General features: G+C 58.9%; 16 protein-coding genes. All 16 read right to left on the reverse strand.

Annotated elements, in window-relative coordinates:
• Window positions 1-730: 730 nt before the first annotated feature.
• Complete coding sequence (locus ACESLM_RS28775) at window positions 731-1,135, reverse strand: RidA family protein (RefSeq protein ID WP_372637703.1); 405 nt, start codon at window positions 1,133-1,135, stop codon at window positions 731-733.
• Window positions 1,136-1,232: 97 nt separating this feature from the next.
• Window positions 1,233-2,348: a Nif3-like dinuclear metal center hexameric protein gene (locus ACESLM_RS28780; RefSeq protein ID WP_372637707.1), complete on the reverse strand. Its 1,116-nt coding sequence runs from the start codon at window positions 2,346-2,348 to the stop codon at window positions 1,233-1,235.
• Window positions 2,315-3,130: a tRNA (adenine(22)-N(1))-methyltransferase gene (locus tag ACESLM_RS28785; RefSeq protein ID WP_372637710.1), complete on the reverse strand. Its 816-nt coding sequence runs from the start codon at window positions 3,128-3,130 to the stop codon at window positions 2,315-2,317. The genes ACESLM_RS28780 and ACESLM_RS28785 overlap by 34 nt, the downstream gene beginning before the upstream one ends.
• 3 nt (window positions 3,131-3,133) lie before the next feature.
• Window positions 3,134-3,967 carry a hypothetical protein gene (locus tag ACESLM_RS28790; RefSeq protein ID WP_372637713.1) on the reverse strand — a complete coding sequence of 278 codons (834 nt, stop codon included), beginning with the start codon at window positions 3,965-3,967 and terminating at the stop codon, window positions 3,134-3,136.
• Between the two features lie 82 nt (window positions 3,968-4,049).
• On the reverse strand, window positions 4,050-5,177 hold the full coding sequence (gene rpoD / locus ACESLM_RS28795) for an RNA polymerase sigma factor RpoD (protein ID WP_094041653.1): 1,128 nt from the start codon (window positions 5,175-5,177) through the stop codon (window positions 4,050-4,052).
• 32 nt (window positions 5,178-5,209) lie between these two features.
• The gene (gene dnaG, locus ACESLM_RS28800; protein WP_372637715.1) at window positions 5,210-7,036 is read right to left on the reverse strand and encodes a DNA primase; all 1,827 of its coding nucleotides are present in this window, start codon (window positions 7,034-7,036) and stop codon (window positions 5,210-5,212) included.
• A gap of 35 nt (window positions 7,037-7,071) precedes the next feature.
• Complete coding sequence (locus tag ACESLM_RS28805; protein ID WP_372637718.1) at window positions 7,072-7,548, reverse strand: YaiI/YqxD family protein; 477 nt, start codon at window positions 7,546-7,548, stop codon at window positions 7,072-7,074.
• A 277-nt stretch (window positions 7,549-7,825) separates the two neighbouring features.
• Window positions 7,826-8,641 (reverse strand): pyruvate, water dikinase regulatory protein, encoded by an 816-nt coding sequence (locus ACESLM_RS28810; RefSeq protein ID WP_372637737.1) that lies wholly within the window; start codon window positions 8,639-8,641, stop codon window positions 7,826-7,828.
• 19 nt (window positions 8,642-8,660) lie between these two features.
• Complete coding sequence (glyS, locus tag ACESLM_RS28815) at window positions 8,661-10,742, reverse strand: glycine--tRNA ligase subunit beta (RefSeq protein ID WP_372637721.1); 2,082 nt, start codon at window positions 10,740-10,742, stop codon at window positions 8,661-8,663.
• The gene (gene glyQ, locus ACESLM_RS28820) at window positions 10,735-11,622 is read right to left on the reverse strand and encodes a glycine--tRNA ligase subunit alpha (RefSeq protein ID WP_094041658.1); all 888 of its coding nucleotides are present in this window, start codon (window positions 11,620-11,622) and stop codon (window positions 10,735-10,737) included. Before glyQ ends, glyS begins: the two co-directional genes overlap by 8 nt.
• A gap of 372 nt (window positions 11,623-11,994) precedes the next feature.
• On the reverse strand, window positions 11,995-12,846 hold the full coding sequence (gene recO, locus ACESLM_RS28825) for a DNA repair protein RecO (protein ID WP_372637724.1): 852 nt from the start codon (window positions 12,844-12,846) through the stop codon (window positions 11,995-11,997).
• A 6-nt stretch (window positions 12,847-12,852) separates the two neighbouring features.
• Window positions 12,853-13,002, reverse strand: a complete 150-nt coding sequence (locus ACESLM_RS28830; RefSeq protein WP_094041660.1) for a YqzL family protein — start codon at window positions 13,000-13,002, stop codon at window positions 12,853-12,855.
• A 118-nt stretch (window positions 13,003-13,120) separates the two neighbouring features.
• Window positions 13,121-14,023, reverse strand: coding sequence for a GTPase Era (gene era / locus ACESLM_RS28835; protein WP_372637727.1), 903 nt, complete (start codon window positions 14,021-14,023; stop codon window positions 13,121-13,123).
• Between the two features lie 3 nt (window positions 14,024-14,026).
• Window positions 14,027-14,473 carry a cytidine deaminase gene (locus ACESLM_RS28840; protein ID WP_372637729.1) on the reverse strand — a complete coding sequence of 149 codons (447 nt, stop codon included), beginning with the start codon at window positions 14,471-14,473 and terminating at the stop codon, window positions 14,027-14,029.
• 31 nt (window positions 14,474-14,504) lie between these two features.
• On the reverse strand, window positions 14,505-14,879 hold the full coding sequence (locus tag ACESLM_RS28845; RefSeq protein WP_372637732.1) for a diacylglycerol kinase family protein: 375 nt from the start codon (window positions 14,877-14,879) through the stop codon (window positions 14,505-14,507).
• A partial coding sequence (ybeY, locus tag ACESLM_RS28850; protein WP_372637734.1) for an rRNA maturation RNase YbeY occupies window positions 14,876-15,147 on the reverse strand: 272 nt, incomplete at its 5' end. The genes ACESLM_RS28845 and ybeY, both read right to left, overlap by 4 nt.

The raw sequence follows: 15,147 nt of genomic DNA on the forward strand, positions 1-15,147 counted from the left end.
CCTGCCCTGTGGAGCCCGGACTTTCCTCTCGCGGCGCGAAGCCGCCAGCGATTGTCTGTCAAACTTTCCGGTGTGTAACCTATAGTATACCGCCATTCCGCCGCCTTGGCAACGGAAATGAATGGATAGCCGATTGCCTTGATGAACGGCAAGGGTTGCTGTCGGCCAGTCGAAATAGGTGCCAATGTTCAACACAGATCTGGAAGGCCACCCCTTCAAGCAGGGCAAGCACTTATCACTGAAATGTTCTTTGCCAGGCGATCCCACATTGAGCAAGCCGAATCGCTCCCCGCACATGGTCAGAGGTACCGTGGCGTGATGGGAGAGATTATTCGTATCGCAAAGCGACTGCGTGACCGAATTATGGAGACGCTCGCATGCAATGATGTTGACCGCTTGATTAAGCGAGTCTCTCCAATAGAGCTGGAGGCAGAAGCAGCTATCGCCCCGCATAGACTCTTTGTCATTCCGTGCAAGCACGGGAGGCAGGTTGTGATCCGCAACATGATGATAGATCGGCTCATCATCCGTTAGAAAGATTCAGCCCGTCTTCAGTCCGGTCAGTTCCAGCAGCTTCTCCAGCGTGCTTTGGAGCATGGGCTTCATGATTGTGCGGCAAAATCTCATTTGACTATTTGCGCATTTAATAGACAAGGGGCTGTCTCATTTCAGGAGACAACCCCTTCTTATTCTCAGCCCACTTACTGATTAATTCAGTATCATGCTAACACTAGCCGGCAGCCCACACATCGAGCTCGATTTTCAGTTCTGGCAGTCCGAGCGCTTGCACATATGCAACCGTCATCGATGGCGGCGTAGCGCCGAAGGTCGCCCCCCACACCTGGTAGAAGTAATCCCAATCAATCGGTTCCACGGCCCATATATTCACCTTGACGACATGATCAGGAGTTAATTGCTGAGAAGCCAGCACCTTCACAATATTATCTAGGGTATTGGCAGCTTGTTGGTTGAAATCGGTGGGGATGTCCCCTGTCTGGTCGGTTCCGATTTGCCCGGAGAAGACATACCATTCAGCATTCCGGCTAATCTTCGTCACATGGCTATATTGACCGACCGGCTGCGCGATCGTGTCTGGATTTGATCGTTGAACGACTCTTGAATTGGCATTATTCATTGTATATTCTCCTTTTCAATAGGCTGCTTGGTTTGGTCATATTGATATAGAACAGGGATCTGACCGTTGGCCAGCTTATTCTGATCATGGAGAATGCCTATCTGAGCCGGAAAGGCTCCGTGTCCACCTGCGACGCAATCACTTCCGTCGCCCAGCCCTTCTCCTTCAGGCGATCGGACAGCCATTTCGCGACGCTGGGCTTCATGATCTTCTCGGCATGGTGGCCCGGATCAACGATGGCGATGCCTGCCGCCAGCGCGTCCTGCGCGGAGTGGAAGTCGATGTCGCCCGTCACGAGGACGTCGGCACCGGCGAAGATCGCATGACGAATATACCTCGCGCCCGAGCCTCCCAGAACGGCCACTTTGCGGATCGGCTTGGCCACGTCGCCGACGACGCGGACGAACGGCACGTCCAGCGCCCGTTTCACGCGTTCGGCGAATTGATCCAGCGTCTCCGATACTGCCAGCTTGCCCACTCTTCCGAGACCGAAAGACCGGCCTTTCAGATCGACGCGGTATAGATCGTAGGCGACCTCCTCGTACGGATGGGCTTTCAGCATCGCGGACACGACTTTTTTCCTCACGCTCATCGGCACGACCGTCTCCAGCCGGATTTCCTTCGCTTCCGTCAACTGCCCTTTTTTGCCGATAAACGGATCCGTTCCTTCCCGAGCCACGAACGTGCCGGTTCCTTCGATATTAAAGCTGCAGTGGCTGTAATTGCCGATCCAGCCGCCCCCCGCCGCGAAAATCGCACTCCGAACTTGCTCGTGATGCGATTCCGGCACGAACACGACCAGCTTGTAGAGCTGGTCCGTGTGCACCTCTTCCAGCACGTCGCGCCCGTTAAGCTCCAGCGCATCGGCCATCAGGTCGTTGATGCCGCCCTCCGCCGTATCGAGATTCGTATGAGAAATATAGACCGCGATATCGCTGCGCAGCAATTCCGCGGCCAAAGCGCCCGCAGGCGTATCCGTGCGAAGATGCGCAAGCGGACGATAGATGACCGCGTGATGCGCGATGATCAGCTCCGCGCCGAGTCCTGCCGCCTCCCGCACGACTTCCGGCGTCACGTCCAGCGTCACGAGCACGCGCTTCACTTCCTTGGCCGCCGTGCCGACCTGCAAGCCGATCTTGTCGTCGGGAACGGCATAGTGCTTGGGGGCAAGCTGCTCCATCAATTGGACGATCGTTTCTCCCCGCGCAAACATGCGAGCACCTCCCTGATTTCCTTGACGTCTTCTTCCCATTCGCGCGCCTTCTCGGCCGCTTCCGGAGCAACGGCATGGTTAAGCTGCAGGATCACCCGCTCCCGTTTGGCGATCTCCTGCTCCCATTTCCGGAAAAAGTCTTCGCTCGGGCTCCTCAGCAGAAGCGGCCCCATCTCGTACAGCAAAGCGCGCGAAACCCGTTCACGCGACGGCGCCAGCACGCGCTCGTCGTACAGGCGGGCGTCGATCTCCCGCGCCTCTTCCACGGAAGGCACATGTCTCGCTCTGATCAGCGTATAGATAACTCCGTCTTCCTCCAGCAGCAGCTCGTCGTCGATCGCATACCCGCGCTCCGACAGCCAGCGCCTTACCGCGTCTTCCGCGACGTGCGGCGAGAGGATGAGCGTCTTCACTCCGTCCAAGCTCTCTCCAGCCTGCTCCAAAATGCGGGCCATCAGACTTCCGCCCATGCCCGCTATCGCCACCGTATCCACTTCTCCCGGCCGCAGGACGGCCATTCCGTCGCCCTGGCGAACGGAAATCTTCTCCTGCAGGCCGGCCTCCGCCACTTGCCTTTTGGCCGCGTTAACCGGCCCCTCGTTAATGTCGCCGGCTACGGCGAAGACGATCTTGCCCTCAAACGCCAAGTAAACCGGAAGCAGCGCATGGTCGGTCCCGATATCGGCGAACCGCGCCCCTTGGGGAACAAGCTCCGCCAACGCCGACAACCGGCGGGACAGGGACAGCTTCACTTCCGTCCCCGACTCTTTCTTATCCGTCATCTGTTATGCAACCCATTCCATCCATTGTTTTCGCAGGCGGAACATGCCGATGCCCGCGATCAAAATTTTAATCAAAATTTCCATCTGAATCCACTCGGGACGAACTTCGTACAGAGCCGAATAGACTTCCGGCATAAACCAGAGAACGAGCGCCGCGGCGAACATGGCCGTTCCGGCCGAAGCAAGCCGTATGTGCAGAAACCAGCTCAGCCAACAGAACAGCAGCGCAGCGGGAAGCCAGAAGATTTGCACCTCGAACACCGACGAGGCCGGGGCGTACTCGGCCAGCAGCAAAGCGTACAGGGCTATGGCCGCCAACCAGCCGAGCCATTGCGGAAGCGCCAGCCTCAGCCATAATCCTCCGCCGATCCAGACGACGGCCAGCAGCCCGAGCAGCCACAGGACGCCGGAGCCTTCCCATCCCCATTGCAGCCCTACGATCGCAAGCCCGGCTCCGAACAGGAACGCCATTCCCCCACCGATCAGAGCGTAGCCCCGTGCCGGTCTGTTGGCCCGCTGCCTCATTCCGGCGTAGACGAATCCCCCCGTAACGAGAAGCGCAATCGCTATTTGCAATAGCAGGGGAAACACGCTAAAATGAAGTACAACAAAACAAATCAAGGCAAAAATCCCAGAAGCAAGAAACCACTGCTTCCCGGACGCCTGACCGATTTTCTTCACGACCGCTCCGGTTACGCCGCGCGGACGATCTTCCAAATCTTCCAAATACAAATTTTGCAGAAAGTCGCAATACTGCTCCGGCAACAGCTTGCTTCGGCGCCAAGATTCGATTTCCTTCACGATGAGGTTGCGTTTCTCTTCATCATTAGCGGCCATGCCGACGAGCCTCCTCGTACCGTTTGAACAAAAAGACCTTCAACCATAACGGCCAAGGTCTCTGATCTGCAACGAATTGCCTTTATTCCAGAAAATCCTTCAATCTCTTGCTGCGGCTAGGATGACGCAGTTTGCGCAGCGCCTTGGCCTCGATCTGACGAATCCGTTCGCGCGTAACACCGAACACCTTGCCGACCTCTTCCAACGTACGCGTGCGTCCGTCGTCCAGTCCGAACCGCAGGCGCAGCACGTTCTCTTCTCTCTCGGTCAGCGTATCCAGCACGTCTTCCAACTGCTCCTTGAGCAGCTCGTACGCGGCGGCGTCGGCCGGAGCAAGCGCCTCTTGATCCTCGATAAAATCGCCCAGATGAGAGTCGTCCTCTTCGCCGATCGGCGTTTCCAGGGAAACCGGCTCCTGCGCGATCTTCATGATCTCCCGCACTTTATCGACGCTGAGCTCCATCTGCTCGGCGATTTCCTCCGGCGTAGGCTCGCGCCCCAATTCCTGAAGCAATTGACGGGATACCCGGATCAGCTTGTTGATCGTTTCCACCATATGGACCGGAATCCGAATCGTTCTCGCCTGGTCCGCGATCGCCCGGGTAATCGCCTGACGAATCCACCAGGTCGCATAGGTGCTGAACTTAAAGCCTTTGTCGTAGTCGAATTTCTCGACGGCTTTCAGCAGACCCATGTTGCCCTCCTGAATCAGATCCAGGAACAGCATTCCCCGCCCGACGTAACGCTTGGCGATGCTGACGACGAGACGAAGGTTGGCTTCGGCCAGCCTTTTCTTCGCTTCTTCTCCGTCCGGCCCGCCGATCTCGATCTTCTTCGCGAGCTCGACTTCGTCGTCCGCTCCGAGCAGCGGCACGCGACCGATTTCCTTCAGATACATCCGAACGGGGTCGTTGATCTTGATGCCCGGCGGCAGGCTGAGATCGTCGTCGAAATTAAATTCGTCGCGCTCGTCCTCGTCGCCTCCGTGACGCCCCATATCGTCGTGGTCGTTGGATACCTCGATGCCGATATCGGCCAGTTGCTCGAAAAACTCGTCGATTTGCTCGGGGTCCTGATCGAACGGAGAAAGCTTTTCCATGATGTCTTTATAGGTCAAGGAAGATTTTTTCTTGCCTTGTTCGATAAGCTGAGCTTTGACCTGTTCCAGTGTCGATTCCGTTTCCAGTCCGGTGTGTTGATCGTTTGCCATTACCGACTCCCTCCTCCCCGGGAAACCGCGCGTCATGACATCTTGCGCTGCTTTTCCAGGGCGATAATCTCTATACCCAATTGTAGTACCCGCGCTTGGTCGCCTTCCCGCGATGCGCGCTTCAATTCCTCGGTCAGACGCTCGTACTCCCTCTCTAGCGAGGCGCGACCGATCGTTCGAATGCAGTCTTCCAGCTCCCGTTCGCCGTACGGGACGTCTATCATTGCGATTACGCTGGCCATTCGTTCCAGGCGATCGTCTTGCAGCATCGCGACGAAACGGCCAACGTCAGGATCATTGTTCTGGGCGTAAAAAGCATATAAATAAGCAGCCAAGGCCGCGTGATCCTCCACGTGAAAACGATCCCCCAGCTTTTGCTCGACGAGGAGAGCCGCTTCTTTGTCCTGCATCATCCAGGAGAGCAGTTGGCGTTCCGCGTTCACATGCGCGGCCCCCAGCGGCGGAGTCTTGGATGCGAAGTTATTTCCATTCCATACATTATTCCACGATCCAGCAGGAATATCCCTTGCGCTTTCCAATTTCTCCCGCTGCCTGATCTCGAGACTTTCCTGTTTCAGCGTATCGAGGGCGACTCCGAACTCCTGGGCAAGTTCCTTGAGCAACAGCTCCCGCTCCATCGGGGAATCGCGTCTGGCCACAACCCGGACGGCGTCGCGCAAGTACCTAATCCTTCCATCTTCTTCTAGGAGTATATGGGATTTCCTCAAATATATAAGCTGAAATTTGACCGCTGAAACCGCACCTTCGATGATTTCCCTGACGAACGCTTCCGGCCCGTAGGACGTGACGTATTCGTCGGGATCCATCCGGTTCGGAAGCAGGGACACCCGCACCCGGAACCCGGCTTCTTCCAGCAGCGGAATGCTCTTGTGGGCCGCGGCTTGTCCGGCGTCGTCGCCGTCGTAGCAGAGCACCGCTTCCTCCGCGAATCTTCGCAGCACGGCCGCATGTTCGGCGGTCAAGGCGGTACCCATCGTGGCGACGCCGTTGCGAACGCCGGCGGACCAGGCCTTGATCACGTCCATGTACCCTTCGAACAGCACGACTTGACCGGATTTGCGGATCGACGACCTCGCTTCGTGAAGGCGGTACAGCGTGCGGCTCTTGCTGAACAACGGCGTCTCGGGCGTGTTCAAATACTTCGGTTGCCCGTCGGACAGCAGCCGTCCCCCGAAGGCGATCGTCTGCCCTCTTGCGTCGTGGATCGGGAACATGATCCGATCCCGGAACCGGTCAACGTAGCCGTCCGACTCCTGACGCTTGGACAACAAGCCTCCCGCTTCCATCTCGCTCGCCGGAAATCCTTTGCGCTCCAGCGCCTGAGTCAACGTGTCCCATCTCGGGGGAGCGTAGCCGATCCCGAATTGCTCGATCAGCGTATCTCCCAGTCCGCGCGACTGCAGGTAGGCTTTGGCGGGCTTCGCCACCTCCAAGTTCTGCAGAAGATAGTGGTACAGCTTCGCGCTGTAGTCGTGGGCTTCCTGGAGAAGCCGCTTCTCCTTCTGCGCGGGAGAGGCTTCTTCGGCGGAATAGCTTGTCCAGGTGACGGGAATGCCGGCCTCCTCGGCCAGCATCTTGACCGCCTCGGGGAACGACTCTCCCTCCATCTCCATGACGAACTTGATCACGTTGCCGCCTTTTCCGCAGCCGTAACAATGGAAAATTTGTTTTTCCGGCGTTACCGTGAAGGAAGGCGTCTTCTCGGAATGAAAGGGGCAGAGCCCCTTCAGATACTTGCCGTTTTTGGTCAGATGAACATATTTGCCCACCGTCTCCGAGATTTCATGACGACGCAGCACTTCGTCGATAACCTCTTGAGGGATCATCCCGTAACTCATGAAACCACCTGATTTCTAGCACATAATACAATTCGCTATGTGTCGGGAATTTCCTGCATCCCCCTCAGCAGCGCTGTCAGTTTTTGTTGAAACCGATCGCGATCTTCGGCCGTGAACGAGCTCGGCCCTTTCGTGCGCACGCCTCCCCGGCGCAGCTTCGCCGAGAAATGGCGCTGTTCCAGCAGACCTTCGATGTCGGACTCCCGGATGAGCTTGCCTCTGGGCGTCAATACGGAGGAACCTCTGGCCAGCCCCAAGGCGGCCAAGCCGTAATCGCCGGTGACGAGAATATCGCCGCGCTTCAGCACGTTGGCGATATACAGGTCCGCGGATTGATTCCCGGCGTCGACCGTCACGACTTCGACGGAAGGTTCGGGATTCAAGACGTGGGCATGACTGGACACGAGCAGAGCGGTCGCGCCGCATTGCCTGACGGTTGCGGCGATCTCGGTTTTGACGGGACAAGCGTCTCCGTCCACCACGACCCGACGGGTCGGGACAATCATCGACATCACCACGCGTTTCAGCCAAAGTTTGCCGTAATATTATATACGCTAACGGGAATCAAAATCCTGCAAAGCCCCATCATTTTTTATGCTTCCCAAAACTTCCATGAAGAAACTCCCCCGAAAGCGCGGGAAAACGGCAGCATTGAACAGTAATACGAAACTCGAAGTCGAAAAGTGGCAAGTTCGACACGATTTCTCATTATTCGACTAAATCGGCAAAAGAGAACCTCGCGGTTCTCTTAGCTTCGAAAGCCCGGTATTCAGACTATGGCGTCCGGCGTTACCGTTGAAAATGTTCGAGAATGAGGCTCGCCGTTTCTTCGACCGCTTTGTTCGAGACGTCGATGACGATGCAGCCGATCTTGTCCATCACTTGGCGGGCATGATCCAGCTCCTTCATAATCCGCTCGGAAGTCGCGTACGGAGCGGAGTCCGGCAGGCCGATCGCCTTCAGCCGCTCCTTGCGGATCGCGTTCAGGGAATCCGGATTGATCGTCAGCCCGATCACTTTCTTCGGGGAGGCCAGATACAGCTCCTTCGGCGGAACGAGCTCCGGAATAAGCGGAACGTTCGCCACCTTGAACATTTTGTGCGCGAGCACCATCGACAGCGGCGTCTTGGAAGTCCGGGACACGCCTACGAGGACGACGTCCGCCTTGAGAATGCCGGAGACGTCGCGAGCGTCGTCGTAACGAACCGCGAACTCCACCGCTTCCACCTTGCGGAAGTAGTCTGCGTCGAGCACGTGGTTCAGACCCGGCTCGTGCCTGGACTCGTGGCCAAGCGCCCGTTCCAGATGATCGATGAGCGGTCCTAGCAGGTCGATCGCCGTCACTTTCATCCGGCCGGCCTGTTCGACCATATGATCTCTGAGAAAAGGAATGACTAGCGTGTACAGCACGATGCTTTTATCCGCCTGGGCGGCCGCGAGCACGGAATCGATGCTCTCGCGCGACTGGATGAAAGCCGCCCGGCGAATGTTGACGGACAGCGGATGGAACTGGGCCGCGGCCGCCCGCACCGCAAGCTCGCCCGTGTCCCCCGCCGAATCAGATACGACATGGACGGTGACGTTCCTCTGAGGCACGTGGACCAGCTCCTTTCAACTTTTAATTTTATCCCGCCAGCTTGGAGAAATCGGCGAACTGCTTCACGTCGTCGGCGACGAGCGCCAGAATCGCCAGCCGGTTGCGGCGCAGCGCCTCGTCTTCGGCCATGACCATGACCGCTTCGAAGAAGGCCGTTACCGGTCCTCTCAGCGAGGACAACGCGGACAGCGCTCCGCCCAAATCGGTTTCGGTCGTCGCTTTCACGAATTGCCCGTGCGCCTGCTGCCAGGCTTCGTACAGCTTGCTCTCCGCGTCGTCCGCGAACAGGTTGGCGTCCACTTGCTTGGAGTCGGCTTTGGCCGCCAGATTGCAGACACGGTTGAACGCCTCGACCGCAGGGCGGAAGATCTCCTTCGCTTCGTCGGCGGTCGCCGCCTGCAGGGCGCTCGCGCGCAGCACGGTGCGGCGCACGTCGCCCGCTCCCGCTCCCAGCACCGCGTCGACGACGTCGTAGCGGATCGCTTGCTCGGACAGAACGTTCTTCACGCGGAGCACGAAAAACTCCCGCATGTCCTTGGCCACGTCGTAAGCTTCGCGCTTCAGCCCTCTCTGGGCGTGAACGTCGAGCGCGATCCGGAACAATTCGTCCAGCGTAATCTCGAGCTCGTGCGCCAGCAGCGTGTTCACGATGCCTGCCGCTTGGCGGCGCAGCGCGTACGGATCTTGAGAGCCGGTCGGGATGATCCCGATGGAGAAGCAGCCGGCGATCGTATCCAGCTTGTCGGCGATGCCGACGATCGCCCCGACGAGCGAAGCGGCCGGCTTGTCGCCCGCATTGCGCGGCGAATAGTGCTCGTTGATCGCGCGGGCGACGGTCTCCCGTTCTCCCGCAAGACGCGCGTAATCTTCGCCCATGATCCCTTGCAGCTCCGGAAACTCGTATACCATCTGGGAGACGAGGTCGAATTTGCAGATGTCGGCGATCCGGGAGATGTCCGCAGCGACGGATGGATCGAGCCGCAGGTGCGCGGCGATCTTGTCGGCGACGACGCGCACGCGGCGAACCTTGTCCGCGACCGTGCCGAGCTCTTCGTGGTACACGATATTTTCCAGCTTGGCCAGCGCGTCCGCGATGACCAGCTTCTTGTCTTCTTCGTAGAAAAACTTGGCGTCGGACAGCCGCGCCCTGAGCACCTTCTCGTTGCCCTTGGCCACGACGTCGATCGAAGTCCGGTCGCCGTTGCGCACCGTTACGAAATGCGGAAGCAAGCGTCCCTCGCCGTCGAATACGGGGAAGTAGCGCTGATGCTCCCGCATCGACGTAATGAGCACTTCCTGCGGAATGTCGAGGAAGGAAGGATCGAAAGAGCCGGACAGGGCGGAAGGCGTCTCGACGAGGAACAGCACCTCTTCGAGCAGGTCTTCCTTGATTCCGATCGTCCAGCCTCTTTCCGCCGCCAGGCTCTCGATTCCCGTCAGGATCACCTGACGGCGCTCCTCGACGTCCACGAGGACGTGCTCCGCGCGCAGAATCTCAACATAGGAGGACGGCTCCGCGATAACGGCTTTATGTCCGAGGAAACGGTGTCCGTGCGTCTCGTTGCCGGAGGCGACGCCGGCGATTTCGAACGGCACGACCTGGTCTCCGTGCAGCGCAACGAGCCAGCGGATCGGACGGACGTAGCGCAGCTCGTGGCCGCCCCATCTCATATTTTTAGGGAACGTAAGCGAGGTGACGAGCGCCGGGAGCGCTTCGGGAAGCAACGAAGCCGTCTGCACGCCGAGGCTGCTCTTGGTCGCGAACACGTACTCTGCTCCGCCGATCTCGCGCAGGAACAGAGAGTCCGGCTCTACGCCCTGGCTTCTCGCGAAACCGAGCGCGGGCTTGCTCCAAGCGCCGCTCTCGTCGTAGGCGATTTTGCGGGAAGGACCCTTCACGTCCTCGGATACGTCCTCTTGCTTGTCCGCCAGTCCGGAGACGAGCACGGCCAAGCGGCGAGGCGTCGCGTAAGCTTTGACTTCGCCGTAGGCAAGACGGCTGTCTTCCAGCCATTTGACCGCCTTCTCCTGCAATTGCTCCATCGCCGCGCGCACGAAGCGGGCGGGCACTTCTTCCATTCCGATCTCCAGCAGCAGGTCCTTAGCCATGGTTCGCCGCTCCTTTCTTCAACAGCGGGAATTCGAGACGTTCCCGTTCCTGCAAATACGTGGCCGCGACTTGGCGGGCCAAATTCCGGACTCTCGTAATGTAGCCGGTCCGTTCCGTGACGCTGATCGCCCCGCGGGCGTCCAGCAGGTTAAAAGCGTGCGAGCATTTCAGCACGTAATCGTAGGCCGGGAACACGAGATTCTCTTCCATCGCGCGCTTCGCTTCGGCCTCGTAGGTCGAGAACAGCTGGAACAGCATCGCGGCGTCGGACACCTCGAACGTATACTTCGAATGTTCGTACTCGGGCTGCTTGAATACGTCGCCGTACGTCACGCCGTCGACCCATTCCAGGTCGAATACGTTCTCCTTGTTTTGGATGTACGAAGCCAGCCGCTCCATTCCGTACGTGATCTCGACGGCAACCGGATGGCAATCGATGCCGCCTACCTGCTGGAAGTACGTAAACTGGGTCACTTCCATTCCGTCCAGCCACACTTCCCAACCGAGCCCCCACGCGCCGAGCGTCGGCGCTTCCCAGTTGTCTTCGACGAACCGGATGTCGTGGTGCAGCGGATCGATGCCGAGCCGCTTCAAGCTTTCCAGATACAGCTCCTGGATGTTGTCCGGAGACGGCTTCATAATCACCTGGAACTGATGGTGCTGATACAGCCGGTTCGGGTTCTCGCCGTAACGGCCGTCGGCGGGCCTTCTGGACGGCTCGACGTAAGCGACGTTCCACGGCTCGGGTCCGATCGAACGCAGGAAAGTCATCGGGTTCATCGTTCCCGCGCCCTTCTCCGTGTCGTAAGGCTGCACGACGATGCAGTTTTGTTCGCCCCAGAATTGCTGCAGCGTTAACGTCATTTGCTGAAAATTCATCCTTGTTCGCTCCTTTTGGCCAATCTGTTCAAGAACGAGCCGGACGACGGGTGCCTGCGCGAAACGCGCAAAAAAACTCCGGTCCCACGTCCGCCACGGCAGACATAGGGACGGGAGCTAACATTCCCGCGGTTCCACCCTACTTGGTTTCCAGCCGGCGCTGGGGACGATGCCCGTCAAGCGCGCCGCGCGGATAACCCTCCTCTTGCAATCCGATCTCTCCAGAGTGCCTTTCGCCGATCCGCGTCTCCGGGCTTGCACCGTCCCCGGCTCGCTGCAGGTGTCCGCAGTGTTCGGCTACTCTCTCCTTCGCAGAGAAAATAAACTATGACAACATTCTAAACTACCGCGAAGCGACCTGTCAAACTGCGGTCAACCTGCGCCTTCTCCGGGAGTCGTCTCGGCTCCGGAATCTACGTCCGGCGCAGACACAGGTGCGGCCCCTTCAAGCCTCTTCGCCGCAGGAGCCTGGCCGAGCAGCTCGCCGTACTTCTCCAACTGGTCGAGAAAACCCCGCGATTTCAAATTTACGTTCAAATGAGTGTCCATCCATCTGCGCAGCGCAAGCTGGAGCTGCCGCTTCGAGCTGTCTTTGACCGTGATGGCTCCCAATCTGCGCATATCCAGGGCCAGGAATACGCGGAGCAGCTTCCATACCCCGTCCTGTAACTCCATGGCGCCCGAATCTCTCGACTTGCACGACCGGCACAGGGCTCCGCCCCCGGCGGCGCTGAAGTAGAACGACCCGTCCGTTCTGCCGCAGCTCACGCATTCGTCGAGCATCGGCGCGTAACCCGCCGCGGCGAACACCTTCATCTCGTAAGCTCTCGCGACGATCTGAGGGTCCTTCCCTTCCGCCAGCGCCGTCTGGCACGCTTTGAGCTGGTGGAACAGGTGAGCGGCCGCTTCGTCGTCGTTGATCGCTCGATCGGTCAGCTCCGCCGCGTAAGCGGCGTAGGCCGGCCCTTCCAAGCCCTGCCTCAGCTCCTGGAACGACTCGATGATCTCCCCGCTGTTGAGCGTGCCGAGCGTTCCGTTCCGGTAATACGAATAGTCTCCGTATGTAAACAGCTGCGCCAGCGCTCCGTAGCGGCTCTTCAGCTTTTTCGCTCCGCGCACGACAATGCCCTGCTTGCCGAACGTCGGCGTAAGCAGGGTAACGATTTTATTCCCTTCCCCGTAATCGGTGCTTCGAATGACAATACCTTCGGCCCGATATAGCATCGGCTCTCATTCCTCGTCCGCGACGTCGACCTCGCCTTCGTCGAACCCGGCGCCCGCGCCGGGCTCGGAAGCTCCGAGATTGTGCATTTCTTTATAAAGCAAATAAGCTTCGATATCGCCGGTTTGCGTAAACACGTGCCACGTGAAATCCCGCACAGCGCCTCATCCTCTCCAGGCGAATAATGAACTGCACCTTCGAGGATTAGGATGTCTCCGGAGACCCGGCCATATGCCTGACACATTTATGCACTCGGCGCAAAGGGCGCTTCCGCCCTTAATCTTCCCTGTAACCGAGCGTCTTCAAGATCGACTCGCGGTTTCGCCAGTCTTTGTTCACCTTGACCCACAGCTCGAGAAAAATTTTCGATCCGAGCAGCCGTTCCATATCGATACGGGCCAGCTTGCCGACCTCTTTCAGCAGGCTGCCGTTTTTGCCGATGATGATGCCCTTCTGGGAATCCCTCTCGACGTAGATGACCGCTCCGATGTTGACGAGCCCGTTGTCCGCCACGCTCATGCTCTCGATCTCGACGGCGATCGAATGGGGCACTTCTTCCCGCGTCATCTGCAGCAGCTTCTCGCGAATGAGCTCGGCGCAGACGAATTGCTCCGGGTGATCCGTAATCTGATCGGCCGGATAATACATCGGGCCTTCCTTCAAATACTTGGAGAGCTGCTCCAACAGCGCGTTGACGTTGTTGCCGTTCAGGGCCGATACCGGCACGATCTCCGCGAAATCCATCTGCTTGCGGAACTTGGCGATGACCGGCAAAATCTCTTCCGGATGAATCTTGTCGATTTTGTTCAGCACGAGAAACACCGGCGTATCTTTGACCTTCTTGAGCTGTTCCATAATGTAGCGGTCACCGCCGCCGATCGGCTCGGTCACGTCGGTCAGGAACAGAATCGCCTCGACTTCGTTCAGCGCGCCCTCCGCCGCTTTGACCATATAGTTGCCCAGTTTGGAGTTCGGCTTATGAATGCCCGGCGTATCGAGGAAAACGATCTGAACGTCGTCCGTCGTATAGACGCCGTGGATTTTGTTGCGCGTCGTCTGCGGTTTGTCCGACATGATCGCGATTTTCTGGCCGATCGCCTGGTTCATCAGCGTCGACTTGCCGACGTTAGGACGTCCGACGATCGCGACGAAACCCGATTTGAAGCCTTTCTTCTGCATCTCTTAATCTCCTTCAGGTGCTTCTCGGTTGTTCAAGTCCCGCGGGGAGAACGCCCCGGGCAGCAGCTCGGATACCGTCGTCACCCGCGTCTCTCCCCGCAGGTTCGCCAGCACGACCGGCATGTCCGGCTCGCACAGCTCGGCCAGCACTTGCCGGCAGACGCCGCAAGGGGAGATCGGCTGGTCTGTATCGCCGATGACGGCGACGGCCCGGAACTCTCCCGCCCGGCGGCCGTCGGCGATCGCGCGGAACAAAGCCGTCCTCTCCGCGCAGTTCGTCGGCCCGTAGGCCGCGTTCTCCACGTTGCAGCCATGGTGCAGATTGCCGTCCGCATCGAGCGCGACGGCGCCGACCGCGAACCGCGAATACGGAACGTAAGCGTTCGAGCGCGCTTTAGCCGCTTCTTCCACGAGCCGTTCCAACGTTACGCCCAAATGTTGCAGCCCCATCTTTCTTATCCTCCGATCGTCCGTCCGCGTTTTATTGAAATAAAGCCCGCCAGAGCGGGGGTCCCAGCACGATCAATCCTACTGCGACCGCGAACATCGCCATCACGAGCACCGCCCCCGCGGCCGAATCCTTGGCCGTCTTCGCCAGCGGATGAACGTCCGTCGAGATCCGGTCCACCGTCCGTTCGACGGCGGTATTGACCAACTCGGCCGAACAGACGCCGCCAATCGCCAGCAGCAGCCACAGCCAATCTTGGCGGGAGACGTCCAGCCAGAGCGCCAGCAAGACGACGGCGACGGCCGCTGCGGCATGGAATCTCATATGGCGTTCGTGCCGCAATGCCCCGGTCAGGCCTTCCCACGCGCTGCGGAAAGCCCGGACTTCGCGCGAACGCCAGCCGCTCATCGGACGAGGCCCGCCTCCCGCAATACCTCTTCCTGCTTGGAGAACATTTCTTTCTCCTCTTCCTCGTCTCCATGGTCGTAGCCGAGCAGATGCAGGAATCCGTGCACGAACAGAAACCCAAGTTCGCGCTCGAAGCTGTGCCCGTACTCCGCGGCTTGCGCTTCGGCTCGCGGAACGGAGATCACGATGTCCCCGAGCAGATCGGAGAACGGATCGCCGGCTTTGTCCTCGTCCGTCCAGCTGTCATCGCCTACTTCGGAATCGGAAG

The organism is Cohnella sp., assembly GCF_041641335.1.
Lineage (GTDB): Bacteria > Bacillota > Bacilli > Paenibacillales > Paenibacillaceae > Cohnella.